Genomic DNA, 26,200 nt, shown 5'->3' on the forward strand with positions numbered 1-26,200 from the left:
TTCTTAGTCCTGTAGAATTGAGTAATTGTGCAGAACAAGAAAGATTTCTCAAAGAACAAGAAACTCAACGTGCAGAACGTGAAAGACTTCTCAAAGAGCAGGAACAAATAAAGTATCAAACCTTGCTATCACAATTAAAAGCTAAGGGTATTGATATTACTGCACTCGAATAAACTATTACCTCCACCAGAATACCCTTGGGAGGTTTTTAAAAACTGGAGTTTATACTAAAGAGAAGAGCGATTGGGAAGCACTCCCTACGGGAGCTCGCCATTATGTCCTAATCTTGATGGCTACAGCTATAATTGCCAGTTATGTGAACTTTCCATTCCGTCAGGACTTTACCGTTTTCAGTATTATTAATCACTAAAAATATGTTGAATATTCCCCAATTAGTCGCTCTTGAATTAGGACTTAAAGTCAACCAGGTACAAAACGCCTTGGATCTCTTAGCTGAGGGTGCAACTATTCCCTTTATTGCACGTTATCGTAAGGAACTTACCCAAGAAATGACGGAAGTACAACTACGAGATTTATCCGATAGATATACATATTTGACAGAACTAGAAGAGAGAAAACGGGCAGTTTTAAGCGCCATATCAGAACAAGGTAAACTCACGGACAAACTGGAAGAGAAAATCAGCTCCTGTTTACAGAAAACGGAATTAGAGGATTTATACTTACCCTACAAACCAAAGCGTCGCACTCGTGCTACTATTGCTCGAGAAAAAGGTCTGGAATCCTTAGCAGCATTTATTAAATCATTAAATGTAAAAAATGGTACATCCATTTCCCTGGATTCAGTAGCAAGTAAATATGTTGCCCAGGAAAAAGGTGTGAATACCAGTGAAGAGGCGTTAAAAGGCGCTAGTGATATTTTAGCGGAAGAAATAGCTGACAAGGCTCATTTAAGAGCCTATATCAGGGAATATGTGTTGGAAACGGGTGTGATTATTTCCCGAATCAAAGAGGAATATGCGGAAGGGACAACTAAATTTGAAATGTACCGTAACTATCAGGTAAAGGTCAAAAATGTTGCTCCCCATAATATGTTAGCTTTAAGTAGGGGAGAAGCGGAAAAACTCTTAGTCTTTGACATTGGTTTTGACCAAGATTTTCTACTTGCTTATTTGGAATCTCAGGAAATTCACACCCGAACACAAAATATCAGACAGTTCTACCAAGCTATGTTAAAGGATGCTTTTAACCGCTTGATGAAAACTTCGTTAATTAATGAAGTAATTAGTGAAAAGAAAACCTATTCTGATGTTGAATCTATTAAAACCTTTGAAGCAAATCTGAGGGAGTTGTTATTGTCTGCACCCGCAGGGATGAAACCCACCTTGGCCATAGATCCAGGGTTTAGAACGGGTTGTAAGACAGCGATTTTAGATCCGACGGGTAAATTCCTAGAATATCAAGCTGTTTTTCCTCACCAGGGAGGGGAACAGAGGCAAAAAGCAGTTCAGACGGTAAAAAAGCTCATAGAAAAGTATGAGATTCAACTAATAGCAATTGGCAATGGCACAGCATCTCGCGAAACGGATGAATTTATCACCGAGGTTTTAAGAGATTGCCACTCCAAACCAATTAAGGTTATGGTGAATGAGTCTGGTGCATCTATATATTCAGCTAGTGAAGTAGCTAGAGAGGAATTTCCTGATTTAGATATAACTGTCAGAGGTGCAATTAGTATTGGGAGAAGATTGCAAGATCCCCTGGCTGAATTAGTAAAAATTGACCCCAAATCCATTGGGGTGGGACAATATCAGCATGATGTGGATCAAAAACTCCTGAAAAAGAAATTACATGAAACCGTTGAAAGTTGTGTCAATTATGTGGGAGTAGATTTGAATACTGCTTCTAAAGAACTGTTGACATTTGTTTCTGGAATTACCCCTACAGTTGCTAATAATATTATCACCTATCGCAATCAATATGGGGCATTTAAAAATCGTCAACAACTGTTGAAAGTGCCAAAACTTGGTCCGAAAGCATTTGAACAGTCAGCAGGGTTTTTAAAAATTAGAAATGGGGAAAATCCCCTGGATAATACTGCAGTTCATCCGGAAAGTTATCCCCTGGTAGAAAAGATAGCAGGGGATTTACAAGTACCATTAAATCAAGTTACCCAAATAGCAGAACGGTTGAAAAAAACTGGCATCAAAAAATACCTGACTGATGCCATCGGAGAGCCTACTTTGCGAGATATTCTCAGGGAACTGGAAAAACCAGGAAGAGATCCTCGTGCGGAATTTAAATATGCCACCTTCCGGGAGGGAATTAAGGAAATTAGGGACTTAACCGTGGGTATGGAATTGGAAGGAATTATTACTAATGTGGCTAATTTTGGTGCTTTTGTTGATATTGGAGTTCATCAGGATGGATTGGTTCACATATCCCAATTAGCAGATAGATTTGTGGAGGATCCCAAAACCATCGTTAAGGTGGGACAGTTGGTGAGGGTGAGGGTGCTGGAGGTGAATGAAAAGTTAAAACGTATTAGTTTATCTATGAGAAAGCCTAATTAAGCTCCCATGCCTGAATACTGCTTTAACCCTAAGCGCCATAGTAGGCGATTGGCTATCCAAAATATGCACAACCAAGCTAAAATGGATAAAAATCCCCTGGTTAAATCTACGGGTAGACCTACTAAAATGCTTGCGGGAAAATGAATTAGGTAGGGAAATGGTGTCCATAGGGCGAAGTTTTTAACCGCTGGGGGAAAAACCTCTAAGGGTGCAATCATACCTGATAGAAACAGAAATAATAAGAACCAAAAGTTTTCTAGGGATGTAGCTCTTTCAGTCCAAAAGGCTAACATTCCTAGAGTGTACTGGATGAGGAACCTCAATGCAAAAGATAGGAATGCAACTAGGATAAACCAAAAAAAGTTGGTAAAACTGGGGATCCAGAAAGCTTGGGGGTAAAATGCGAAGAATATGCCCACAATTGCCACAATAAATGGCATTCTGGCAAATCTTTCACTAATGTGACCAGCAAGATGATGAAATACCGGGTCTAAGGGTTGTAATAATCGATTGGAAAGTTTCCCCTCGACTACTTCTCTTTCAAAATCATAAATTACCCAAACAACCGTTAGTTGTCTAAATAGAAATACTGCAAAAAAATAGCGGGTAAAGTCAAGTGGACTTAAACCAAAGTTTCCCCCCTGTGCTGCTTTATTCCACACACCCATAATTATTATGGGTAGGGAACCAGATAAAACCCATAATAGTAGTTCTGAGCGATATTCTAGCATGTAGGCGTAATACACTGTGAGGAAGATGTGGGCCTTCCTGAAAAAATACTTCATCTTTATTTACTTACGGTGGGTTGGTGATATAAGAACGGACTGGAAAACTTTACCTATTACTTCTTCTACTGGTGGTTCGGTGACAGTTAAATCTACCACGTCTAAATCTGCTAATATTTGTCCTACGGTGCGGGTTAAACCTTCCCTTTGCACGAGTAAACTAACTCTTCTACCTTCTAGATATTCTACCTCTCCATAGTAAGTAAGTTTTTCAATAGGTAGTGACTGGGACAATTCTATATAGATTTGACGATAGGGGGCAAATTTCTGTATTAATTCTTCCAGTCTGCCATCATACATCAGTTCGCCTTGGTGAATTACTAACACTCTTTCACAAAGAGCTGTGATATCCGCCATGTAGTGACTTGTTAATAATATGGTAGATTGATAAAGTTGGTTATATTCTCTTAAGAAGTCTCTTACGTTAACTTGGGCGTTAATATCCAGTCCCAGAGTTGGTTCATCTAAAAACAGAACCTGGGGACGGTGTAAAAGAGCGGCTAAAATTTCTGCCTTCATTCTTTCACCTAGAGAAAGTTTCCTGACTGGTTGGTTTAGTTTGCTACCTAGGGAAAGCATTTCTGTCAGTTCACCAACTCGCTGCTGAAATTCTCTATCGGATATATTATATACTGCAGCATTGATTTTTAGGGAATCTATGGCTGGTAAATCCCATAATAATTGCTGCTTTTGTCCCATAACTAGGGTAATTCTTTGCAAAAATGCTTCCTGACGACGAAAAGGACTGAATCCCCCCACTTTTAGTGATCCGCTGGAAGGATGAATTAGACCAGTCAGCATTTTTAAGGTCGTGGTTTTACCCGCACCATTGGGCCCCAAAAACCCCACTATTTCTCCAGGTTCTATGGTGAAGGTTACATCTTTAACAGCTTGAATGTGACGATATTGACGATTGAAGAAGTGGTTTATTGTACCAACAAACCCAGGTTGTTTAATGGCAACTGAATACGATTTGCTAAGATTTTGAGCTTGGATAATCGACATAAAAATATTACAATATGTGCTGAAACGTCAAGCCTTCGCCTACAAAAGATCCGTAAATCGAGGATCACTCTGTAGTTTCTTTAACACCTGTTTAATTTCCTGAGTTCGATCTTTGTCAACTATTAGGGTAACATTGCGATCGCGCACAATCACCAAATTTTCTAAACCGATAGTGACCACTAAATCGTTGGGATCGGAAGCATAAATAATAGTTCCTTGGGTATGGAGACCGACATGGGTAGCTAATTCTACATTTTGATCTTCCTGGGTTTTGAGTAGACGTTCAATGGCATTCCAGTCCCCCAGATCATCCCAGCCAAATTCTACTGGTAAGACATAAGCCAAATTAGTCTTTTCCATGAGGGCATAATCTATACTTTGCTTAGGCAAAGAAGGGTAAATCCCAGGTCCATGTTCTGCTAAAGGGATGACAATTTCTGGAGTATGGGTGTGTAATTCTTGTAGTATGACTCCAGCGCGAAATACAAACATGCCACTATTCCAGCTAAAACGTCCTGTAGATAAAAAATGTTCAGCTGTTTCTCGGTTGGGCTTTTCAGTAAACCGGTTGACGTGATAGACTGGTAAATTATTAAATTTACCAACCCTTTCACCCTGTTCAATATACCCATAAGCAGTGGATGGAAAACTAGGCTTAATCCCCAAAGTGACGATCGCTTGTGTGCTGGTTGCTAATTGGGTAGCAGCACTGAGAGTGTTTTCAAACGCCTCTTGGTCAGCAATCCAGTGATCAGCAGGGAAAAATCCAATCACAGTGTCATCCCCATGACGCTTCTGGATTTCCAAACTTGCCCAGGCGATCGCAGCTGCTGTATCCCTACCCTCTAATTCAACTAACAGGTTTGAGGGTAACAGGTTGGGCAATTGCTGTTCTACACCCTGAGATATTTGGCTGGAAGTGATTACCCACAGATTATCCCAACCTCCAGAGACATTTAGCAGTCGCTTGGCTGTGGATTGCAGTAAACTTTGGGAACTACCATCCAGATTTAAGAACTGTTTAGGTTTGTCTTTGCGACTTAGGGGCCAAAAGCGCTCGCCCTTACCACCAGCCAAAATAACGGGGATCATGGAACTAGTCATGTTGTTTTCAGAAAATGGGAACTACTGTAAAACAATATTAAGTCTATATTTATTATTCATCCCATTTGGGATAATCTTGACTGAATCCATCTGGCCAGTGGGGAATTATTGAATAAAAAATCTAGTAGTCTACATTAATTTCAGATCAAGGTTGGTTTGGTTGTTCAACTGGTTTCCTTGCAAGCCTAATTTTCCCTGCACTATCTGAATTATAACCTGCGATACCAGAAATTTGTGGCTTAATATGAACGTACTCTTATGAAAAAGTGATTAAGTGGGGAGGCAATTGTGATTAAACAAGTTCAGTGGTTAGAAAATCAGCTTGCAATTCAACAAGTGACTGCTTTAGAACATGAGGGACAACTGGAGCAATTTATGTCAGTTGAAACTCAGACTGTGTCAAATCCGGTATTGAGAGCGGAGGTAACTGCAGGGGGTGTAAATAGTCAACGAACAGTCGCTGAACTAATGGGATCAATGCCATATCAGATTTCTGACAAATTAGGATTAAGTATGCCTCGTTGGCTATTGTGGGTATTAACCTTTTCTATAAGCATCACCTTATCAGGGCTATTCATGTCAGCAGTTGCTTTATGGACTCCCCTATGGAGTAACTTAGAGAAAGCAGAAGATGACGGATTTACACCAAGTAATAGAGATACTTTAAAAGTATCGGATGGTTTATGGAATAAACTTTCCCTTTATCAACTATCCAAACCCATGAACATTTTAGTGATGGGTGTTGAACCGATTAAAGGCACCCTAGATGGTTCACCAGAAAGTTTTGCCGGTAGCAGTGACACCATGTTACTAGTGCGGTTAAACCCTAGTGATAAATCAATAAGGGTGCTTTCCATTCCCAAGGGGACAATGGTGTCCTTACCAGAAGATGGACTCAGCAAGATATCAGAAGCTAATACCAAGGGTGGTCCGGTATTAGCTGCACGGGTAATCAGTCGCACTTTTAGTAACGCTCCCATAGATAGGTATATTCGTATTTCCACGAGTGGTTTACGAGAACTGGTGGATCAGTTGGGGGGAGTAGATATATTTGTACCCCAGTCTATGAGCTCTCAGGAGCAAACTGGTGGAACACCAACAAATTTAGTGAGTGGGTGGCAAACCCTCAACGGTGAACAGGCGGAATTATTTGCTCGTTTTCGGGAATCTAGTCTGGGAGATATAGCCAGGGTGCAACGACAACAAGCTCTGATTGGTGGTCTGGTTCAACGCTTAAATAATCCTGTCGTTCTACCTCGGTTACCCCAACTTACTCGTATGATGCGCAAGTATTTTGACACCAATTTGAGAATGGAAGAGATGATGGCCTTGGCCAATTTTGCCGTCAATGTGGAACGGGATAATTTTCAAATGACCATGCTTCCTGGTACCTTTAGTAAGTTCAGTAAAGATCCAGAAAGTTACTGGTTGAATCTCACCGGACAACAAAGTTTGTTAAAAAATTATGTTGGGGTGGATATTTATCAAGTCAAATCAGACTCTCGTTCAGTTTCTCAGCTAAAAATTGCCATTCAAAATGCCAGCAGTCAACCTCAAGTAACTGCAAAAGTTATCAACCAACTCAAGTCCAAGGGTTTTGCTAATATTTACACTGTTCCCGATTGGGCTGAAAACCAACGCCAAACCCAGATCTTTGTTCGCAGAGGAACTCGACAACCAGGAGTAGAGCTACAGACAATATTGGGTAGGGGTCAAATTGAAGTTTCCGCTCAAGGAGATTTAGATGCAGATCTCACCATTCGCATTGGTGAAGATTGGAAATAGATTAGAAATGAAAGGCGAAATTTGAGGCCACTATCAATATTCCCCGTACCATCAGGTCGGGGAGTATATCAAAAGGCATGTTTAATTCCTAGGAAAGGTCTGAATGTATTTAACTACAGCTGGGTGAAATTTAGATAGTTTCTAACCAGTCATAGATCTGCTCTAACTGGTCTAGAGTTATTAGTCCATATTGCCACAGGATCATGGTTAGGGATCCAGTATCTTGCTCAGGGTGACGCAGGGCGACAGCTAGGGAAGCTGCTGAAATCGCTAAATCTTCCTGCAGGAAATTGATCAGACGGGTGTATCTCGATTGTACCATTTCTATCTCACCTCCCGGGGGTAAAGCATATTATCTTATATCGTTTCTTTTTTTTTAGTTACCTAAAGACAGTATTTAATGTGTCACCTGAGCGGTTTGAATACCTCAATTTTGACCCTATCTCCTATTTTGAGACCCAGTTCCCGGGCCCGTTCAGCTCTTAATTCAACCACTTGGTCTATTAGCACTCTTGGACCGTAGGTAGGACAGGGTTCATTTTTGCAGGGGGGGGCGGTCTTGATATATTGAACCACGCCTCTGTTAATAAATACCATGTCTAATGACACTGGTACATTCTTCATCCAAAATCCTACTGGTTGGGGTGAGGGAAATGCAAACAACATACCCCGGTTATCTGGTAAAGCTGGACGATACATTAACCCCATCATCTGCTGTTCTGGTGTTTTTGCAACTTCCAAATCAATTTTTTTGCCATTGGCAATGGTCATTTGAGCGGAAACTGGCAAGTATTGACCTTTAGTGTTTGACTGGGGTAACTGAGCATTTAAGGTGGTATTGAGTTGGGCCGAACTCGGAGCAGAACAGCTGGCGAGTAAAATACTCAACAGTAAATAACATATTATAAGACAGTGTAACATAAGTTATGAAATATCTCATCCATGTCTAAATATCTAAGATATACCCAACTAATATCTAATGGTTAGTCGACAATTAATTTCCCAACTCCTCAATGTTTTTCATGGTTTGTTGATATAATCCCCTGTTACCCTCTTGGTCAAAAATAGTTGCTGCTTTTTGCAAGTCTTGTAAAGCACGACGTTTATCTCCAGAAGAGGCAAAAGCATTACCACGATTATTATAAGCAGGAGCAAACTGTGGATTTAACCGAATGGCTTGATTATAATCAGCGATCGCTTTTGATGTATTTCCCAGACTAGAATAGGCATTACCGCGATTATTATAAGCAACGGAATAATTTTGGTCAATGCGAATAGCTTGAGTATAATCTTCTAGAGCTGCATTTTTGTTTCCTTGAGCAGCATGGGAATTGCCTCTATTATTGAAAGCCTCGTCATAGTTAGGCGATAAACGAATAGCTTCGTTATAATCTTCTATAGCACCTTTTTGGTCTCCTAAAGAAGCACGAGCATTACCCCTATAGTTGTAAGTTTCTGGGTCATTAGGATTAATTTGCAGAGACTGATTATAATCATTAATTGCTCTTTCTTTATTATTTAAGTCAAAATAAGCTAAACCACGAGCCTTAAATGCAGGTGCATAGTCAGAATTTAAACTGATAGACTTACTATAAGCAGCAATAGCAGCTTGAAAATTGCCTCTCGAGTGCTGATTTTGTCCCTGAAGATAAAATTCTCCTGCACCAGAGGTTTTACGGGTGGGACGTTTAGGGGGATTGACCCCTATTTCAGTTACCAAAAGATCCTGATTGCGATTACAAGAAACGCATAAAATTCCAGTTAACCCAGTAAAGACTAATATTGTGAATATTTTGCCTAGCACTTGCTTATTATGTGTCAATAACTGCCATTTCATAAGTTTCTATTAATGACTTTCATATCCTCAAGGGAATTAAGTAGGGAGGCACAATTATTTGTAGGATGGGTCGAGTAACGAGATCCATGCGGGTGTTGGGTTTCATACTTCAACCCAACCTACGTTCATCTTATATTTAATTCCACCCACTCACTTACTTTCTCCTAAATTTAACCAAATAATTGATGGTTTTAATGTATAAACAGTTTCATTCCTAATGTGGCACAATGTTCAATTGATCTGTTATACTGGGAGCAGATGGCAAAAACAGGATTAAACCCCAAGCCATAATGAGTAAACTCATATCACAGCTTACCAATCATACTAACTATGCTAGAAAAAAACCTGATGAAATTACCGGGTGAGTCTCAAACTCCCAGATTTCTACAGAGAATCAACTGGGTTTTTAATCCCGTGCAACTAATGGAAAAATCTGCCCAGGCCTACGGGGATTTTTTTACACTCAAATTATCCAGTCAAGAACCAATAGTATTTATTAGCATTTAAGCCTGGTTGATAATATCAAGGTTAAACCTCTCAGGAGAGGTGTTACCCTAGCTCCTTCTGCTGGTAAATGGTTGGTAGCAACTGGAAAAGCTAATTTATCTACCAATATTGGGCACGAATCTTAAATATGTACCCCCTAAACCTTCTACAATGCTGCGAGTATTTGCATCCATCATTTTTTGATAGGTTTCTCCATCACTACCTGGTTCACCCAATCCATCAATATAAAGTGGTCGAGGAAAAATTTTCACTTTTGTTTTTTTGGCAATTGGCGCAAGTAACATCAAATTAACTGCTCTATCAGCAAAAATTATTGGTGCTTGGGTTGTTTTAATATATTCAGCTAGACTTTTAGCTTTTTTAGCTGTTAATTTATCTTCATTGCTGATATCTGGTAAGGTTCCTTTATAATCTAACCCATAGGCCTTGACGTAATAAATCATCGCCCCATGGGTGGTCAGCAATTTCCGTTTTTTGTCAGGAATGGTGGAAAGAGTAGATTTAATCCACTGGTTTAATTCTTTTAATTCTCGGGTCAGTTGGCGGGTATTACTATTATATCTCTGTTGATTTTCCGGTGATATTTTGCCTAATTGAAAATTCACTACTTCTACCATTTTGATGGCATTTCTCACATCATGCCAAATATGTGGTTCGTTAATAATTTTGCCATTTTGGCGCAGTTTTTGTGGTTGTTTCACAGCACGTTGACCAACTGGTATTTTGGCTATGTTTTTTCGACTATTTTTGAAGGACTTAATTAGGTTAGGCTCAAAATTATAACCGTGATATAAAATCAGATCTGCTTTTTTGATGGCTTTGATATCTTCCGGTGTTGGCTGATATATAGGAGGTTCCAAACCAGGAGGAACTAAACAAATTAGATTGATACTTTCTTTGGCTATTTGGTTAGTAATATCGCAGAGTATGGTTGTAGTAACTACAACTTGGGGTAGATTTTGACTGATCTTTTGATTCTGGTGATCTTGAGTATAGTTATTATTTAGATTCCTATGATTACAACCTAAAATTGCTAGTATTATTGGTAGGCCAATTGGTAAACAAATATTGCAAAACTTACAATTTAACAACTTATTCATCACAATTATTTTAAGTAGGGAGGCACGATTATTTATAGGATGGGTTAGCGGTAGGGTAAACCATTACGTTCATGTTTAATTCCACTCACCTACTTATCCTATTTATCTTTACATAGTTTGGTCTTTTAACGCCAACTTACTTAGTCTATAACTTCACACTGGGAATTATTAGATGACCAAATAATTAATTCCCCTTGGTCTCCACCCGCTGCCAAAAATTTGCCTTGGGGTTCCCAAGCTAGGGTAGAAAAACCTTCAGTTACACCTGACAAAATTTCCCATACTTGAAAATTTTCATCCCATAAACACAACCAACCATCAGCACCAGCAGAAGCAAGTATTAACTCATTATTTGGCAATCTATAATTTAAGGACTGGGGTGGGTGGGCGATCGCAGTTACAATGTCGAAGTGATTAGTCAAAATTGTTGACTCCCAACCTACAGATTCATCAACAGATTTATGCCACATTACTACACCTTCTACACTGGCACAAGCTAAGATGGGATCTCCTGTATCACTTGTTCTATTAGACCAAGCCAATTGACGAATTTTGCCAGGAAAACCACGCATTAGCCAGGGATCGGGATTTTCCCACTCTAATACTGCGATACTACGATCCATATTTGCTGAAGCCAAATATTTACCGTCACTGGACCATGCCACACCCGTACTGACTGTATCCGTATACAGTATATAAGGTTCCTCATCCCAATTTTCCCTATTCCAAACCTTAACTCCTTTATAACCGCTAATAGCCAAATACTTTCCATCCTGACGCCAATCAATTCCTAAAATTGATGAGTTTTCAAAGTTGAGGGTGACCACCAGTTCCCGCGCATCCACATCCCACACTTGAACATAACGACCTAAACTAAAAGCTAATAGATTATTGGTATGGTTCCAAGCCAACTTATCAATCCAAGCTGGAGCGTTTGCTAGGGTTTGAATTAACTCTTTGTCCTTCCAGATTTTTACGTTTCCATCCTGACCACCTACAGCCAAATACTGGTCATCAGCTGAGAAACCTCCACAGTCTAGGGATTTACCTGTGGAAGTTTGGAGATTGGTAATTGTTTGGTTTTCCCAAATGATTACCTCTCCTGATGCGGAGGTGACGGCCAGCTTGTGACCGGATTTAGACCAGTTTAAGGATGTTACATATTCTGTTAGCTTTTCTGAATAATGGGTGGTGAATTTTTGCGGTTTGTTAGTGGTGAAGTTCATATATGGGAAATATGGAAATTGGGAATATCAATTCTGTTGATGATCTTGGGAGCGATTATAGCATACAGGATAAAAAATCTTGTTTTAATTTTGTCCCATCTAGGTTCCTTCCGATAAAAACTAGTTGATTTTTTCTCGGTTCACTATATTTCCAGGGTCTATCTGGTCTACCATCAAATATCATGTGTACCCCCTGAAAGACAAAACGCTCCTCTTCACCAGCAATATTTAAAATGCCCTTCATGCGAAAAATATCTTGCCCTTGATTGCGCAATAATTGCCCTAACCAAACATTTAATTTCTCCCCATCTAAGGCACCTGATTCTACTAAAGCTACTGAACCTACGCTATTATCATGTTCATGAGTATCTTCACCTAAAAAATTGGGATCTATTTCCAATGCTCTGGCTAAATCAAAGGCTCTCACACCTAATAAGGCATCCATGGATAGTTGGGAATTCTGGGTATGGTAAATTTTAGCCATGGCGTTCATGGCACGAATTCGCTTTTCTAATTCCTCCAAAGTTTCTGGGGAAACTAAATCGGTTTTGTTTAACAAAATTACATCGGCAAAGGCTATTTGCTCCTGAGCTTCATCCGCTTCCCAATGTTGACAAATGTGTTTGGCATCCACAACTGTTACTACCGCATCTAATGATAGTTGATTTTGCATGTCCTCATCTACAAAGAAGGTCTGAATTACAGGCGCAGGATCTGCTAATCCGGTGGTTTCAATCACTAAATGGTCGAACTTATCCCGCCGTTTCATTAAGTTACCAATGATCCGAATTAAATCCCCACGTACTGTACAGCAAATACAGCCGTTGTTCATTTCAAAGATTTCTTCGTCCGCATCAATCACTAGTTGATTATCAATGCCCACTTCCCCAAATTCATTGATGATTACAGCTACTTTTTTACCGTGCTCGTAGGTGAGAATGTGATTCAGTAGGGTGGTTTTTCCTGCCCCTAAATAGCCTGTTAAAACGGTTACAGGTATGGTAGTCGAGATTTCTGAACCTATCATAATTTATCCATTTATCCCCAGTTTTTGATAATCATTCTTTTTTTTAACATAAGTTTTGGCAGTTGGGAGCCTTATTTTCTGGGAGGAATCACTTAATTTGTTTGAAGTTTTGTAAAGTTTAGCAACAATTTGCTCATAGTTGTTGCAGGAGTTGAGATGAAGGTGGTATGCTCACCGGGTGAATGGTAAGTTAAATGTTAAAGAAATATTTAGAGAACTAGAATCTTGTACTAACTTTTGTAAAATCTCGGATACTAAGTAGTTGGTCAGTTCCTATGTCTTATCCGTTATACGTCGCTTTTATCTGGCATCAACATCAACCACTGTATAAGTCACCCGCTAATAACCACTATCGTTTGCCCTGGGTGAGGTTACATGGCACAAAGGACTATTTAGATTTAATCCTATTACTGGAAAAATATCCTAAATTGCACCAAACGGTAAATTTGGTCCCGTCTCTAATTCTCCAGTTGGAAGATTATATTAAGGGTGATGCTTTTGACCCCTATCTGACGGCCAGTTTGACCCCTGTGGAAAATTTGACCATAGAACAGAAAGAATTCATTATCCAACACTTTTTTGATGCTAATCACCACACTTTAATTGACCCCCATCCCCGTTATGGACAGTTATACCACCAAAGACAGGAAAAAGGACAGAACTGGTGTTTGTCAAATTGGGAATCGGCGGATTACGGCGATTTATTGGCTTGGCATAATTTGGCTTGGATTGATCCCCTATTTTGGGATGACCCGGAAATTTCAGCTTGGTTAAAACAGGGACGGGATTTTACTTTGGGCGATCGCCAAAGGATCTATTCTAAACAGAAACAAATACTAAGTCGCATTATTCCTCAACATCGGAAAATGCAGGAAACCGGACAGTTGGAGGTGACTACTACTCCCTATACCCATCCCATATTACCCCTATTAGCAGATACTAATGCTGGAAGGGTGGCGGTTGGAAATATGACATTGCCCAATTCTCGGTTTAACTGGGCCGAAGATATTCCTCGTCATTTACAAAAAGCCTGGGATTTCTACCAAGAAAGATTTGGAAGGGTGCCAAGGGGTTTATGGCCTTCGGAGCAGTCCGTTAGTCCGGAGATTTTGCCCTATGTGATAAAACAAGGATTCAAGTGGATTTGCTCGGATGAAGCGGTTTTGGGTTGGACTACAAGACATTTTTTCCATCGGGATGGAGCGGGAAATGTCCAGGAACCGGAACTACTATATCGTCCCTATAGATTACAAACTCCCGAAGGTGAGGTGTCTATTGTTTTTCGGGATCATAGATTATCGGATTTAATCGGGTTTACCTATAGTTCTATGCAACCTAGGCAAGCGGTTGCCAACTTGGTTGGACATTTAGAGGCAATTTCTAGACAGCAAAGAGAGAGGTCAACTGAACAACCCTGGTTGGTCACTATTGCTTTGGATGGGGAGAATTGCTGGGAATTCTACCCGGAAGATGGCAAACCCTTTTTAGAAACTCTATATCAAACCCTAAGTCACGAACCTAATATTCAACTAGTAACGGTTTCTGAATTTTTAGACAAGTATCCTCCTACAGCGACTATTAATGGAGACAGGTTACATAGTGGTTCATGGGTAGATGGTAGTTTTACCACTTGGATAGGAGATCCGGTAAAAAACCGAGCTTGGGATTATCTTGTTCAAGCTAGACAAACTTTGGCCAGACACCCGGAAGCTACGGAAGAAAATAATCCCGCCGCATGGGAGGCTTTATATGCTGCTGAGGGATCGGACTGGTTTTGGTGGTTTGGTGAAGGACATTCATCAAATCAAGATGCCATATTTGACCAGTTATTTAGAGAGCATCTTTATGGCATTTATAAAGCACTAAATGAACCCATACCTGCTTATTTAAATTCGCCCCTAGAACTGCATGAAGTGAAAGCGGACCGTCGCCCAGAAAGTTTTATTCATCCAGTTATTGATGGTAATGGGGATGAGCAAGATTGGGACAAGGCTGGTAGGGTAGAAGTGGGTGGTGCTAGAGGAACAATGCACCAAAGTAGTCTAATCCAGCGTCTTTGGTATGGGGTAGATCACCTCAACTTCTATTTGCGAGTGGACTTTAAAAATGGACTTACTCCAGGAAAGGAATTGCCACCGGAATTAAATTTACTGTGGTACTATCCAGACAGACCAATGGTGAACAGTTCCATACCTCTAGCGGAGGTTCCGGATATGGCTCCGGTTAATTATTTGTTCCACCATCACCTAGAAATTAATTTGATTTCCCAAGCAGTTCAATTTCGGGAAGCTGTAGAGAATTATCAATGGTTACCCCGTGCTAGTCGCGCTCAGGTGGCTTTAAATACCTGTTTGGAGGTAGCAGTGCCATGGGTAGATTTACAGATTCCTCCTGATTATCCTCTGCGGTTAATTTTGGTTTTGGCTGATGATGGCTGTTTTCATAGTTATTTACCAGAAAACGCCCTGATTCCTATCGAGGTTCCCTAAAATCTCTAAAATCTATTCATCAAAAACGGTGGGGAGATTAGATTTCCCCACCGTTTACTGATGTTTAAGGTTTAAGGTGTTTAAGTTTTTAAAAACTCCGGACTACAGCTCAATAGTTGGAGCAAGTAACTCCGGACGCTGTCTAGCTGTTACTTGGACAACACCATTTTCGTCTATGTCAACGTAAGCAATGTCCCCATCTTTGATTCGTCCAGACAGAATCTCTTCTGCTAAACTATCCTCGAGTAATCGCATAATTGCTCGACGTAATGGTCTGGCACCATAGCTAGGACTATAACCTTCTTGGATTAGACGGTCTTTAAAGCGATCGCTCACTTCTAAGGCAATACCTTTTTCCGTCAATCGACCAAACACTTCCTTGAGCATGATGTCGGCAATTTCGGTAACTTCAGCCTTGTTCAACTGACGGAAGACAATAATTTCATCCAGACGGTTTAAGAACTCAGGACGGAAATACTGTTTGAGTTCTTCATTCACCAGGGAACGAATACGATTGTACTGCGATTCAGCTGCATCTTCGGCAAACTCAAAGCCAATACCGCTACCACCTTTTTCAATTACCTTAGAACCAATGTTAGAGGTCAAAATTAACAAGGTGTTCTTAAAGTCTACTGTGCGTCCTTTAGCATCGGTCAAACGACCATCTTCTAAAATTTGCAGCAGCATATTGAATACATCCGGGTGTGCCTTTTCGATTTCGTCGAACAGCACTACAGTATAGGGACGACGGCGTACCGCCTCCGTAAGCTGACCACCTTCGTTGTAGCCGACGTAACCTGGAGGGGAACCAATTAACTTACTAACGGTATGACGCTCCATGTACTCGGACATATCCAAGCGAATCATTGCTTCTTCCGATCCGAAGAAGTAAGATGCCAGAGATTTAGCTAATTCGGTTTTACCTACTCCAGTAGGACCAGAGAAGACAAAACTAGCAATTGGGCGATTGGGATTTTTTAAACCTACACGAGCGCGACGAATGGCTCGAGAAACGGCCTTAACCGCATCCTCTTGACCAATAAGACGCTGATGTAGGGTATCTTCCATGTGTAGTAACTTTTCCGATTCGGATTCAGTGAGTTTATTCACTGGTACACCGGTCCAGGAAGCCACAATGTGAGCGATATCCTCCTCAGTTACTACCGGTTCAACCCCCTCTGCACTGGTTCCATTAGCTTTGTTTTGGGCGATCGACCTAATTTCCGCCTTAATTTCCATTTCTCTGTCACGCAGTTCTCCCGCACGGTCAAAGTCTTGGGAACGCACAGCATCATCTTTTTCTTTTAATATTTGCCGCAGTTCCTTATCTAACTCCTTAGCTGCTGGAGGTAACTGAGAATTAATTAGACGAACACGAGAACCTGCTTCGTCAACTAGGTCGATTGCCTTATCTGGCAAATAGCGATCGCTAATATATCTATCAGATAATTTCGCTGCTGCTACTAAAGCTTCATCAGAGATTTTTAACTTGTGATGCGCTTCATATCGATCGCGCAACCCATATAAAATTTCTATTGTTTCATCAACAGAGGGTTCGCCCACCATTACAGGTTGAAACCGTCTTTCCAGGGCTGCATCTCGTTCGATGTGCTTCCTGTACTCATCCAAAGTAGTAGCACCGATGCACTGTAATTCACCCCTGGCCAAAGCTGGTTTGAGAATATTAGCAGCATCAATAGCTCCTTCAGCAGCACCTGCACCGATTAAGGTATGAACCTCGTCAATTACCAGGATGACATTACCCGCTTGGCGGATTTCATCCATGATTTTCTTTAGGCGCTCTTCAAATTCCCCACGATACTTAGTTCCTGCTACCAGGAGACCAATATCTAGGGTAACAACACGCTTATCCTCTAAGATGTCCGGGACATCCTTGTTAGCGATGCGGCTGGCCAAACCTTCAGCAATGGCCGTTTTACCAACTCCAGGTTCACCAATCAGCACCGGATTATTTTTAGTCCGGCGACCCAAAATTTGAATCACACGCTCGATTTCCTTGGCGCGTCCCACCACGGGATCAAGCTTGTTATCTACGGCCATTTGAGTCAAATTAGAGCCGAATTCATCCAAGGTCGGGGTTTTTGTGCGACCCGAAGAACCGCCAGGAGTAACTTCTGCAGTTTCTCCTAACATCCTAATTACTTGGGTTCTCACCTTTGACAAATCTACACCCAGGTTCTCTAGCACCCTGGCTGCTACGCCTTCCCCTTCACGGATGAGACCCAACAGCAGATGCTCGGTGCCTATGTAGTTATGCCCTAGTTGGCGTGCTTCTTCTAAGGATAGCTCCAGAACCCGCTTGGCTCGTGGTGTAAACGGAATTTCTACAGCCACAAAGCCGGATCCCCGACCTATGATTTTTTCTACCTCAATTCGGGCATCTTTGAGATTGACACCCATTGACTTTAGCACCTTGGCGGCCACCCCTGTTCCTTCCCCTATCAGACCCAGGAGGATCTGTTCGGTTCCGACAAAGTTGTGACCCAAACGGCGGGCCTCTTCTTGGGCCAGCATGATTACCTTAATGGCTTTTTCTGTGAAGCGTTCAAACATGGCATCCTTCCCATCACCTGCGTCGTGCCGGTACGTCGATTTTAGCACAAGCAAAACTTTTGGATATCCCTGTTGCCAAAATAGATATCCAGTGACCATCACTTTTGCCGATGGGTTGATCCTTGGACTTTTTTGCTAGCTAGTTGGCTGTAGATGTCTAATTCACTAGCTTTTTCGCCACTAGGCTCGAGGATAGACTAGTTTTTCTCCTATTTTTCCGCCCTTATTCTCAGCCTAAACCCAATATCATACTGGTCGCTGCTTTGTCAACCTATAATAATTTTATTAAAAGTTAGTAAAACTTTACATAAGATATTCTTATCCAAAATAGATAATAATTTTCAATGTTTGATGATTTATCTACTAATTCTCCTCTTGTATTAATATCCAGGAGAACTGTTGCAGACGCTGTTCGACAAGAACATGCCATTTCTCTAATGTTTGGAGAAAGTGGGGGTGTTGTAACTGAGAAATCCATAAAATCAAACCATCTTCCTGATTATCCTGATAATAACGGGGTCTAATGCCCGCAGTTTTCCACCCAAACTTTTTATACAAGGAAATTGCTGGGGTGTTGGAAACACGAACTTCTAGTGTGGCCCGTTCTAATCCCATATCTACCGCGTCTTTTATCAGAGAGTATAATAGGGCTTGTCCTAGACCTTGACCTTGATATTCCGGATGCACAGCTAAAATGGTAATGTGTGCTTCTTCTAAAACTGACCAAAAACAACCTATTCCTAGTAAGTCATGGCTGGGAATTAGTGAAAATAAACCGAGGAAGTGACTACTGATATTTTCTATCTCTTGGCGATAGCCTTCTATTGTCCACAGACCATCAAAACAAGCCTGATCAAGTTCTAGCAGGTCAGTTAAATGTTCTAAGGTCACGGGTTCAATTTTTAATTCGGATAATTTCACCATACTTCCCCTGTTCTATCTTCTTTTTAGAGCTTTTAGCTAGGTTTTTTGATAAAGTGGATGTCAGGAGTTTAGCTCCCACCATCAAAAGTTAACTCTAACCAACTCAAAAATCAACGCTTTAATCAGGACAAATTTTAATTAATTATGGTATCGACTTACCCTGTCAAGGTTCAACCTTCCGGTCATCAGTATCTATCTATTGTAGATGTTCCTACCAGTGTTTCTCCTAATCAGCAACTTCTACCTGTAAGTGCCAAAGTTATTGATCATGATTTCCTGGAAATTGGCGGGTGTGATGTTAAAACCCTGGTTCAACAGTTTGGCTCTCCCCTCTATATCCTAGATGAACTAACTGTGCGCACCGCTTGTCAACAATATCGAGACGCCTTTAATAAATATTACAAAGGACAATCCCAAATATTGTATGCTTCTAAAGCATGGAACTGTTTAGCAGTTTGTGCCATTGTTGCTTCAGAAGGTTTAGGAATAGATGTGGTATCTGGTGGGGAACTTTACACCGCTTTAACTGCGGGTATGAGTCCGGACAAAATCTACCTTCATGGCAATAATAAATCTCACCATGAACTGATTTTTGCCGTAGAGACAGGTTGCACAATTGTAGTTGACAACTGGTACGAATTAAAGACCCTGGTAGCTATCCTAGAGCGGGAGGACCAGGCTAAAAAAATCAGGATCATGTTACGGTTAACCCCGGGAATTGAATGTCATACCCATGAATATATCCGTACTGGACATTTAGATAGTAAATTTGGTTTTGACCCCAATGACTTACCAGAGGTATTTGGCTTTGTCAGTCAACAGTCAAGGCTACACTGTGTGGGTGTACATGCTCACATTGGTTCCCAAATTTTTGAACGTCAACCCCATCGAGATTTAGCCGCTGTAATGGTACAGTGGTTGCGTGAAGCAAAACAATACAATCTAGAATTGGCAGAGCTAAATGTTGGTGGTGGTCTGGGAATTAAGTATACCGAGTCCGATGATCCCCCAAGTATTGAAGAATGGTCTAGGGCAATTTGTGAAGTAGTTCAAAATGTTTGCGCTGAAGAAAACTTGCCCTTACCTAAACTCTTGTGTGAACCCGGGCGATCGCTGATTGCTACGGGAGGTGTAACTGCTTACACTATTGGTTCAACTAAGACCATTCCGGATATTCGTACCTATGTAACTATTGACGGAGGGATGTCCGATAATCCTCGTCCAATTACATATCAATCGGTTTATCGAGCAGTGGTAGCCAATAAAATGTCTGCCCCCCTCACAGAAACGGTCACCTTAGCGGGTAAACACTGTGAATCGGGAGATATTCTGATTAAAAATGTCCAACTGCCAAAAACTGAGCCGGGGGATGTGCTAGTGGTTATGACAACGGGAGCATATAATTACAGTATGGCCTCCAACTACAATCGTTTACCCCGTCCAGCAGCTGTTCTAGTAGCCAATGGAGAGGCAAATTTAATTTTACAACGGGAAACCTATCAAGATATCATCCGACAAGATTGTTTACCGGAAAGACTTAAATAATTAGAAGTAATTAAGAGAGTCATCAAGGAGCGAGTCTCTTGGATGGTTATTAACCTTAGTTTATCCAGATGTCATGAGAAATTGGTGGAAGCAATGGCTGACGACAAACTTAGAATGGTCACAGTCCTTGCTGATTGGGACTCTGGATATTCTCTTGGTGGTCGGTTTGACATATATGATTCTGGTAATTATTAGTGAACGTCGAACACTATGGATGGTAAGGGGGTTTATTTTTCTAATGTTGGCTTCAGCAATAAGTGGAGCTTTAAACCTCATTTTACTCAATTTTGTTTTAGAGAAGCTAGTTATTGGTTGTGCAGTGGCCATGGCCGTATCATTACAGTTGGAATTTCGCCGGTTTCTAGAACAACTAGGAAGAGGGGAGTTTCGCCAGTTATTTCAACCTCACCGATTAACAGTAACTAAATCTGACAGCGTAATTGATGAAATTGTTGATTCTATCAAAGAACTTTCTAAAAATCGTATTGGTGCTTTATTAATTTTGGAGACTACTGAACCTATCGATGAGCGGGACTTCTCAGTACCAGGAGTAAAGTTAAATGCACAAGTGTCTAAGGAACTTCTACAGACGATTTTTCAGCCCAAAACCCTATTACACGATGGAGCAACTTTAATTCGGGGTTCACGGATTGTTTCATCAGGTATAATTTTACCACTCTCAGGACGTACGGCCTCCCGTCAGTTGGGAACAAGACACCGAGCAGCTATGGGAATCACTGAGCGAGTGGAAAATTGTATTTGTGTTGTGGTATCAGAAGAAACTGGTTCTATTTCCCTAGCGGAACGGGGAACTTTATATAGACCACTGACAATTAGGAAGCTAAAGGAGTCTCTGGAGGCTCGTTTTTCGACCACTGTGGACCGGGAAGTCGTTGCACCTGGTGTTTTCGGTTTAGTTAGTCAAATTGCTAGTCAAATTTTTAGATTTGTTTTCCGTTTATTTAGATTACCATTATCTTTTGCCAAAAAAAATCAGACTGAAAAATGACAATACAACAAACTGAACTTCTATATTTACCTCCCGATTTAAAACCAGAATTATTGCCTAAACATGTGGCCGTAATTATGGATGGCAATGGTCGATGGGCTAAAGGCCAGGGCCTTCCTCGAATTATGGGTCACAAGCAGGGTGTGGACGCTCTTAAAAACTTGCTACGCTGTTGCAAGGATTGGGGTATTCAAGCTCTAACTGCTTATGCTTTTTCCACGGAAAACTGGAATAGACCACATGAAGAGGTGGAATTTTTAATGACTCTTTTCCAAGGGGTGCTACGTCAGGAACTACGGGAAATGGTTGAAGAAAATGTGGAAATTCAGTTTGTTGGCAATTTACAAGCCTTACCTGTAGCACTACAGCGGGAAATCTCCCACTCTATGGCACAAACTCGTGGTAATCAAAGTATTAAGTTTACTGTGGCTACCAATTATGGTGGTAGACAAGAAATTGTACAAGCTTGTCAAGCTATTGCTCAAAAAGTTAAAGAGGGCCTATTAAACCCAGAGGAAATTTCTGAGGAGTTATTTGCTGGTCACTTGTACACAGCAGGAATTGCAGACCCAGATTTACTCATCCGCACCAGTGGAGAAATGCGTTTATCTAATTTCTTGCTTTGGCAAATGGCTTATGCAGAAATTTATATCACTGATACTTTATGGCCAGATTTTGACAGGAACCAATTCCATCAAGCTCTACGTGCTTATCAACAAAGAGAACGACGGTTCGGTGGAGTATAAAATCAAGGACCAGAAAAAACCGCTTGCTCTATATCTTTCCGACTTAGGGAATACCTAAAGGAACGTTGGATATCTTGACCATTTTCCCCCGCTTGGATATATCTTACTGTCAGCTGCTCAATATCTAGCCATAATTCTGCCTGCCATGTTTGCTTTTTTAACCGCCAACAATGTAGTTCTGTTTCGTCTTGTTGGCAACCCTGATGCTTTAACCACTCTTCAATTTGTGGTAAGGGATGATTGTATAGGGGGGTCTCTGGGGATAACATAGATAATTAAAAATCAATAAATCACTATAGAGCAATGGAAAAACCTGGCTCACCTCTTATAAATGCTACTAAGATTACCAGTATCAAACAACCTATTATTGTCAGAGCTAGTACAAGCAGTATAAATAGTTCTCCAGATGATAAAGGGCGATCGCTCGCCTCTAAATACATAGACTTAGAATAATCATGGGGTTTGGGAATGGAATCATTGAAATTTGTAGGTGATGGAATAACCCCAAATCTGTAATAACCAATTTTTAAATCATAACTCAAACGACGTTCAGGATTACTCAAAGTAGCATAAGCTTCGTTAATTTGCTGGAATTTAGCAGTAGCAACCTGATCGGGAAGTTCCGTAGTGTCTGGATGATAGTGTTTACTCATTTCCCGGTAAGCGCGGCGAATATCAATCACTGATGCCCAGGGGTGAAGTCCTAGCAAGGTGTAATAGTTAGGGCGATCGCTTTGTACTTCTTCTCCAGTTTGATTCACAGTTGTGGTTTACCTTAATTGCACTTGGCATTTAGAGAAGTATAACTTATTTCTTTCACTTAGTCAAGAACAAACCTATCTAAGGTTTGAGCTTTAAGCTTTCTATTTCCCGTAACTTCTCATAAAGTTGTCTCTCCTGATCACTAATATTTTTGGGGGTGATGATTTGAATTTCCACTAGTTGGTCACCACGTTTACCATCTTCCATGGGATAACCTTTATTTGCCAACCGGAATCTTTGCCCAGACCTGACTGCGGGAGGAATAGTCATTTTTACTGGACCATCTAAAGTAGGTGCTTCCACCTGGCCACCTAAAACCGCCTCACTGGGGGTTACAGGTACCTGACAAGAAATGTTAAATCCCTCCATTTTAAATAACGGATGAGGTTCAACAGTAATTTTTAAATATAAATCACCTCCACTAATTCCCTGATTGCGTAAGCGGATAGTTTGTCCTGTGAGCATAGCAGGTGGCATAGTCACTTCCAAAGATCGCCCATCTTCTAGGCGTATTCTCTCATTACCGCCTTGATAAGCCTTTTCTAAAGGCAAAGTCAATCTAGCTTCAATATCTTTAGGGGGAGTACGATTATTAACAGTATAAGCGACCTTGGTACGAGGATTACCAAAAGGGTCTTGAGTAGTTGTATTAGGGCTTTTCTTAGCCTCCTTACGACTGCTAACACCTATAACCTGATTAATAAAACTTTCAAAATCTGGGAAATCAGCTGGATTGACACCCTGGTTACTAGATTCACTAGGGCGGTTAGTACCCCAGCTCTTAGACTTTGCAGCTGTTTTAGCACCTGTAAAACCTCTTTGTTGCCAGTAGCGACTAAACTGGTCATATTGAGATCTGCGAGCGGAATCGGAAAGTATTTCATAGGCCTCCCCAATCATCTTAAACTTTTCCTCAGACTCCTTGTTACCGGGGTTGAGATCGGGGTGATACTGTCTAGCCAATCGACGATAAACCTTTTTAATTTCTTCATTGGAAGCATCCTTGGTGACTCCCAAAATTTCGTAATAATCACGGAAATTCTGCAAATTTTGCATAATTAGTTATCAGTGCTGGGGTAGGGAAACAGATATTTTGATTTTGGTTAGGGAATTTATAGCCAATCATCATCCTCGTCATCCCAATTATCCTGGTAACCGGGACGGGTGCGACGGGACTCGTTATTATAGGATGGGGAGGAGCGGTTGTTTTGACCATAGTTCTGATCCCTAGTATTATCCCTACCATAGTCTCTGTTATAGGAACGGGATTCTCGATAGGGTTCTCTGGGATATTCTGGCTGTTTTTCTTTTTCACCCATGAAAATCTCCCGAATGGCGCCAAACAAGTCCTCATCTTCATCCTCAGCATAATACTCCCGCACTTCACGATTTAGCTCGTACAGAGCATCTTGTAGGTCTGAGTAAGCCTGGTCAATACCCCGGTCATCATTTTCTTTGAGACTTTCCCGCAGTTCACGACAAATATTATCAATACGCTGACGACGGTTGCGGGCAAACTGCATACCCATTTCCAAAGCCACTTCTCTTAACTGTCGTTCTGCTTGTAAGATGAGAGCCTCAGACCGAGTGCGTTTTTCCACTCTTTCTCTTCGCTCACGATCAACATCAGCAAACTTCTGAGCATCCTGAATCATTCTGTTAATTTCGGATTCACTTAAAGTAGAAGCACCTTGAATAGTAATACTTTGTTCCCTACCAGTGGTGCGGTCTAAAGCCATGACCTGCAAAATACCATTAGCATCTATATCGAAAGATACTTGAATTTGAGGTATACCTCGAGGAGCGGGAGGAATGCCATATAACTTAAACCTTCCCAGGGATTTATTATCCGATGCCATTTCCCTTTCACCCTGAACTACATGAATTTCCACACTGTTTTGATTATTTTCTGATGTGGAAAAAATATCGGAGCGCCTAACGGGAATAGTAGTATTACGGGGAATCAGTTTTTTCATCAAACCGCCAATAGTTTCCAAACCTAGGGAAAGAGGAGTAACATCCAAAAGTAGAACGTCTTTCATTTCCCCAGCTAGAATCCCTGCTTGAATGGCCGCACCTACAGCTACTACCTCATCCGGATTAACATTCTCACTAGGTTCAATGCCAATTAAATCTCGCACTAGCTGCTTCACCATTGGCATTCGGGTAGATCCCCCAACTAATACCACTTCTTCTATATCCACAGGTGAAATTCCGGCATCTTTAAGTGCCCGTTTAACTGGATTACGAATCCTGGTGAGTAAATCACTACATAAACCTTCAAATTGGGAGCGAGTCAGTCTAGTTTCCAGATGTTTTGGACCATCCTCTGTTGCAGTAATAAAAGGCAGATTAATATCCGTAACACTCACATTAGAAAGTTCAATTTTTGCCTTTTCCGCTGCTTCCATTAAACGTTGTAAAGCTTGTCTATCCTTTCTTAAATCTACCTCTTCTGTAGCTAAAAACTGTTCCGCCAACCAGTCTACTATTTTTTTGTCAAAATCATTACCACCTAACTGAGTATCACCACTAGTGGATTTAACCTCGAAAACACCATCACCCACGTCTAGGATAGAGACATCAAAAGTGCCACCCCCCAAATCAAAAACGAGTATGGTTTCCAAATCACCTCGTTCTAATCCGTATGCTAGGGAAGCAGCAGTAGGTTCATTGAGGATACGCAGCACCTCTAACCCAGCAATTCTACCAGCATCGCGGGTGGCTTGCCGTTGAGAATCATTAAAATAGGCAGGTACGGTGATTACCGCCCCAGTGACGGGTTGACCCAAATAGCGACTGGCATCAGTGGCCAATTTCTTCAACACCATTGCCGAAATTTCTTCCGGGGCAAAGTCCTTATTTAATCTGGGACAGGCAACCTTAATATTGCCCATTTCATCCTTACGAATGGTGTAGGGTACACGTTTAGAATCGGGATTCAGTTCTCCATATCTACGTCCAATAAATCGTTTAACAGCAAAAAACGTATTTTGGGGGTTGAGAACTGTTTGCCTTCTGGCCATTTGTCCTACAACTCTTTCACCTTCTTTGCTGAAACCTACAACTGAGGGAGTAGTTCGCATACCTTCAGCATTAGCAATCACCACCGGCTTGCCACCCTCCATCACGGCGACTACTGAGTTGGTTGTACCCAAGTCGATGCCGACTACCTTGCCCATAGGTTTTTTTTCTCCTGTTTTCTGTTCAACTAGATTTATATGATATTATTCTATTATGCTTT

22 protein-coding genes are annotated in these 26,200 nt (G+C 41.1%); 7 read left to right on the forward strand and 15 right to left on the reverse strand.

Annotation, left to right across the window (positions count from 1 at the left end):
- The first annotated feature begins 374 nt into the window (after positions 1 to 374).
- Complete coding sequence (locus tag ASL19_RS08400) at positions 375 to 2,531, forward strand: Tex family protein (protein WP_006276507.1); 2,157 nt, start codon at positions 375 to 377, stop codon at positions 2,529 to 2,531.
- Here the strand turns inward: ASL19_RS08400 and ASL19_RS08405 are convergent.
- The 3 genes from ASL19_RS08405 to ASL19_RS08415 are packed head-to-tail and all read right to left on the reverse strand — an operon-like array spanning position 2,528 to position 5,425.
- A complete protein-coding gene (locus tag ASL19_RS08405; protein ID WP_057177994.1) occupies positions 2,528 to 3,316 on the reverse strand; it encodes an ABC-2 family transporter protein in 789 nt (262 codons plus the stop codon). The two genes, ASL19_RS08400 and ASL19_RS08405, sit on opposite strands and share 4 nt — an antisense overlap.
- A 6-nt stretch (positions 3,317 to 3,322) precedes the next feature.
- Positions 3,323 to 4,321 (reverse strand): ATP-binding cassette domain-containing protein, encoded by a 999-nt coding sequence (locus tag ASL19_RS08410; protein WP_057177995.1) that lies wholly within the window; start codon positions 4,319 to 4,321, stop codon positions 3,323 to 3,325.
- Positions 4,322 to 4,360: 39 nt separating this feature from the next.
- On the reverse strand, positions 4,361 to 5,425 hold the full coding sequence (locus tag ASL19_RS08415) for a mannose-1-phosphate guanylyltransferase (RefSeq protein ID WP_006276504.1): 1,065 nt from the start codon (positions 5,423 to 5,425) through the stop codon (positions 4,361 to 4,363).
- A gap of 288 nt (positions 5,426 to 5,713) precedes the next feature.
- On the opposite strand from ASL19_RS08415, the gene ASL19_RS08420 reads away from it, so the two are divergent.
- Complete coding sequence (locus ASL19_RS08420) at positions 5,714 to 7,210, forward strand: LCP family protein (RefSeq protein WP_057177996.1); 1,497 nt, start codon at positions 5,714 to 5,716, stop codon at positions 7,208 to 7,210.
- Positions 7,211 to 7,340: 130 nt separating this feature from the next.
- Here the strand turns inward: ASL19_RS08420 and ASL19_RS08425 are convergent, their stop codons facing one another.
- The 3 genes from ASL19_RS08425 to ASL19_RS08435 form a co-directional block, all read right to left on the reverse strand.
- Positions 7,341 to 7,532 carry a DUF2949 domain-containing protein gene (locus tag ASL19_RS08425; RefSeq protein WP_006276502.1) on the reverse strand — a complete coding sequence of 64 codons (192 nt, stop codon included), beginning with the start codon at positions 7,530 to 7,532 and terminating at the stop codon, positions 7,341 to 7,343.
- Between the two features lie 83 nt (positions 7,533 to 7,615).
- The gene (locus ASL19_RS08430; RefSeq protein ID WP_057177997.1) at positions 7,616 to 8,131 is read right to left on the reverse strand and encodes a DUF192 domain-containing protein; all 516 of its coding nucleotides are present in this window, start codon (positions 8,129 to 8,131) and stop codon (positions 7,616 to 7,618) included.
- A gap of 73 nt (positions 8,132 to 8,204) precedes the next feature.
- Positions 8,205 to 9,047, reverse strand: coding sequence for a tetratricopeptide repeat protein (locus tag ASL19_RS08435; protein WP_057177998.1), 843 nt, complete (start codon positions 9,045 to 9,047; stop codon positions 8,205 to 8,207).
- Positions 9,048 to 9,377: 330 nt separating this feature from the next.
- On the opposite strand from ASL19_RS08435, the gene ASL19_RS17850 reads away from it, so the two are divergent.
- A complete protein-coding gene (locus ASL19_RS17850; protein ID WP_161808591.1) occupies positions 9,378 to 9,554 on the forward strand; it encodes a hypothetical protein in 177 nt (58 codons plus the stop codon).
- 95 nt (positions 9,555 to 9,649) lie between these two features.
- Here the strand turns inward: ASL19_RS17850 and ASL19_RS08440 are convergent, their stop codons facing one another.
- The 3 genes from ASL19_RS08440 to ASL19_RS08450 all read right to left on the reverse strand — a co-directional run bounded on the left by ASL19_RS08440 (position 9,650) and on the right by ASL19_RS08450 (position 12,907).
- The gene (locus ASL19_RS08440) at positions 9,650 to 10,654 is read right to left on the reverse strand and encodes a metal ABC transporter solute-binding protein, Zn/Mn family (protein ID WP_057177999.1); all 1,005 of its coding nucleotides are present in this window, start codon (positions 10,652 to 10,654) and stop codon (positions 9,650 to 9,652) included.
- Positions 10,655 to 10,794: 140 nt separating this feature from the next.
- Positions 10,795 to 11,880, reverse strand: coding sequence for a hypothetical protein (locus ASL19_RS08445; protein WP_057178000.1), 1,086 nt, complete (start codon positions 11,878 to 11,880; stop codon positions 10,795 to 10,797).
- A gap of 55 nt (positions 11,881 to 11,935) precedes the next feature.
- The gene (locus ASL19_RS08450; protein WP_006277608.1) at positions 11,936 to 12,907 is read right to left on the reverse strand and encodes a GTP-binding protein; all 972 of its coding nucleotides are present in this window, start codon (positions 12,905 to 12,907) and stop codon (positions 11,936 to 11,938) included.
- 275 nt (positions 12,908 to 13,182) lie between these two features.
- On the opposite strand from ASL19_RS08450, the gene ASL19_RS08455 reads away from it, so the two are divergent.
- Positions 13,183 to 15,396 carry a glycoside hydrolase gene (locus ASL19_RS08455; protein WP_057178001.1) on the forward strand — a complete coding sequence of 738 codons (2,214 nt, stop codon included), beginning with the start codon at positions 13,183 to 13,185 and terminating at the stop codon, positions 15,394 to 15,396.
- Between the two features lie 102 nt (positions 15,397 to 15,498).
- Here ASL19_RS08455 and ASL19_RS08460 read toward each other — a convergent pair whose 3' ends face one another.
- Positions 15,499 to 17,970, reverse strand: coding sequence for an ATP-dependent Clp protease ATP-binding subunit (locus ASL19_RS08460; RefSeq protein WP_006277610.1), 2,472 nt, complete (start codon positions 17,968 to 17,970; stop codon positions 15,499 to 15,501).
- A gap of 363 nt (positions 17,971 to 18,333) precedes the next feature.
- Positions 18,334 to 18,894 carry a ribosomal protein S18-alanine N-acetyltransferase gene (rimI, locus tag ASL19_RS08465; RefSeq protein WP_006277611.1) on the reverse strand — a complete coding sequence of 187 codons (561 nt, stop codon included), beginning with the start codon at positions 18,892 to 18,894 and terminating at the stop codon, positions 18,334 to 18,336.
- A gap of 144 nt (positions 18,895 to 19,038) precedes the next feature.
- Here rimI and lysA point away from each other — a divergent pair, with 144 nt between their 5' ends.
- The 3 genes from lysA (at position 19,039) to ASL19_RS08480 (ending at position 22,194) form a co-directional block, all read left to right on the forward strand.
- Positions 19,039 to 20,439 (forward strand): diaminopimelate decarboxylase, encoded by a 1,401-nt coding sequence (gene lysA, locus ASL19_RS08470; protein WP_057178002.1) that lies wholly within the window; start codon positions 19,039 to 19,041, stop codon positions 20,437 to 20,439.
- A gap of 73 nt (positions 20,440 to 20,512) precedes the next feature.
- Complete coding sequence (gene cdaA / locus ASL19_RS08475) at positions 20,513 to 21,448, forward strand: diadenylate cyclase CdaA (RefSeq protein ID WP_057178003.1); 936 nt, start codon at positions 20,513 to 20,515, stop codon at positions 21,446 to 21,448.
- Positions 21,445 to 22,194 carry an isoprenyl transferase gene (locus ASL19_RS08480; RefSeq protein ID WP_057178004.1) on the forward strand — a complete coding sequence of 250 codons (750 nt, stop codon included), beginning with the start codon at positions 21,445 to 21,447 and terminating at the stop codon, positions 22,192 to 22,194. Before cdaA ends, ASL19_RS08480 begins: the two co-directional genes overlap by 4 nt.
- A 2-nt stretch (positions 22,195 to 22,196) precedes the next feature.
- Here ASL19_RS08480 and ASL19_RS08485 read toward each other — a convergent pair whose 3' ends face one another.
- The 4 genes from ASL19_RS08485 to dnaK form a co-directional block, all read right to left on the reverse strand.
- Entirely contained in the window at positions 22,197 to 22,463 is a 267-nt protein-coding gene (locus ASL19_RS08485) for a DUF3143 domain-containing protein (RefSeq protein ID WP_006277619.1), read from the reverse strand.
- 24 nt (positions 22,464 to 22,487) lie between these two features.
- Positions 22,488 to 22,955, reverse strand: a complete 468-nt coding sequence (locus tag ASL19_RS08490) for a J domain-containing protein (protein WP_057178005.1) — start codon at positions 22,953 to 22,955, stop codon at positions 22,488 to 22,490.
- Between the two features lie 79 nt (positions 22,956 to 23,034).
- Positions 23,035 to 24,012 (reverse strand): DnaJ C-terminal domain-containing protein, encoded by a 978-nt coding sequence (locus tag ASL19_RS08495; protein WP_057178006.1) that lies wholly within the window; start codon positions 24,010 to 24,012, stop codon positions 23,035 to 23,037.
- Positions 24,013 to 24,068: 56 nt separating this feature from the next.
- Positions 24,069 to 26,138, reverse strand: coding sequence for a molecular chaperone DnaK (dnaK, locus tag ASL19_RS08500; RefSeq protein WP_057178007.1), 2,070 nt, complete (start codon positions 26,136 to 26,138; stop codon positions 24,069 to 24,071).
- Between the last annotated feature and the right edge of the window lie 62 nt (positions 26,139 to 26,200).

The organism is Cylindrospermopsis sp. CR12 (assembly GCF_001432185.1).
GTDB lineage: Bacteria > Cyanobacteriota > Cyanobacteriia > Cyanobacteriales > Nostocaceae > Raphidiopsis > Raphidiopsis raciborskii.

Coding starts and splice junctions, on each gene's coding strand:
- ASL19_RS08400 (WP_006276507.1), top strand. CDS start 375: ATGTTGAATATTCCCCAATTAGTCGCTCTTGAATTAGGACTTAAAGTC.
- ASL19_RS08405 (WP_057177994.1), bottom strand. CDS start 3,316: ATGAAGTATTTTTTCAGGAAGGCCCACATCTTCCTCACAGTGTATTAC.
- ASL19_RS08410 (WP_057177995.1), bottom strand. CDS start 4,321: ATGTCGATTATCCAAGCTCAAAATCTTAGCAAATCGTATTCAGTTGCC.
- ASL19_RS08415 (WP_006276504.1), bottom strand. CDS start 5,425: ATGACTAGTTCCATGATCCCCGTTATTTTGGCTGGTGGTAAGGGCGAG.
- ASL19_RS08425 (WP_006276502.1), bottom strand. CDS start 7,532: ATGGTACAATCGAGATACACCCGTCTGATCAATTTCCTGCAGGAAGAT.
- ASL19_RS08430 (WP_057177997.1), bottom strand. CDS start 8,131: ATGTTACACTGTCTTATAATATGTTATTTACTGTTGAGTATTTTACTC.
- ASL19_RS08435 (WP_057177998.1), bottom strand. CDS start 9,047: ATGAAATGGCAGTTATTGACACATAATAAGCAAGTGCTAGGCAAAATA.
- ASL19_RS17850 (WP_161808591.1), top strand. CDS start 9,378: ATGCTAGAAAAAAACCTGATGAAATTACCGGGTGAGTCTCAAACTCCC.
- ASL19_RS08440 (WP_057177999.1), bottom strand. CDS start 10,654: ATGAATAAGTTGTTAAATTGTAAGTTTTGCAATATTTGTTTACCAATT.
- ASL19_RS08445 (WP_057178000.1), bottom strand. CDS start 11,880: ATGAACTTCACCACTAACAAACCGCAAAAATTCACCACCCATTATTCA.
- ASL19_RS08450 (WP_006277608.1), bottom strand. CDS start 12,907: ATGATAGGTTCAGAAATCTCGACTACCATACCTGTAACCGTTTTAACA.
- ASL19_RS08455 (WP_057178001.1), top strand. CDS start 13,183: ATGTCTTATCCGTTATACGTCGCTTTTATCTGGCATCAACATCAACCA.
- ASL19_RS08460 (WP_006277610.1), bottom strand. CDS start 17,970: ATGTTTGAACGCTTCACAGAAAAAGCCATTAAGGTAATCATGCTGGCC.
- rimI (WP_006277611.1), bottom strand. CDS start 18,894: ATGGTGAAATTATCCGAATTAAAAATTGAACCCGTGACCTTAGAACAT.
- lysA (WP_057178002.1), top strand. CDS start 19,039: ATGGTATCGACTTACCCTGTCAAGGTTCAACCTTCCGGTCATCAGTAT.
- cdaA (WP_057178003.1), top strand. CDS start 20,513: ATGAGAAATTGGTGGAAGCAATGGCTGACGACAAACTTAGAATGGTCA.
- ASL19_RS08480 (WP_057178004.1), top strand. CDS start 21,445: ATGACAATACAACAAACTGAACTTCTATATTTACCTCCCGATTTAAAA.
- ASL19_RS08485 (WP_006277619.1), bottom strand. CDS start 22,463: ATGTTATCCCCAGAGACCCCCCTATACAATCATCCCTTACCACAAATT.
- ASL19_RS08495 (WP_057178006.1), bottom strand. CDS start 24,012: ATGCAAAATTTGCAGAATTTCCGTGATTATTACGAAATTTTGGGAGTC.
- dnaK (WP_057178007.1), bottom strand. CDS start 26,138: ATGGGCAAGGTAGTCGGCATCGACTTGGGTACAACCAACTCAGTAGTC.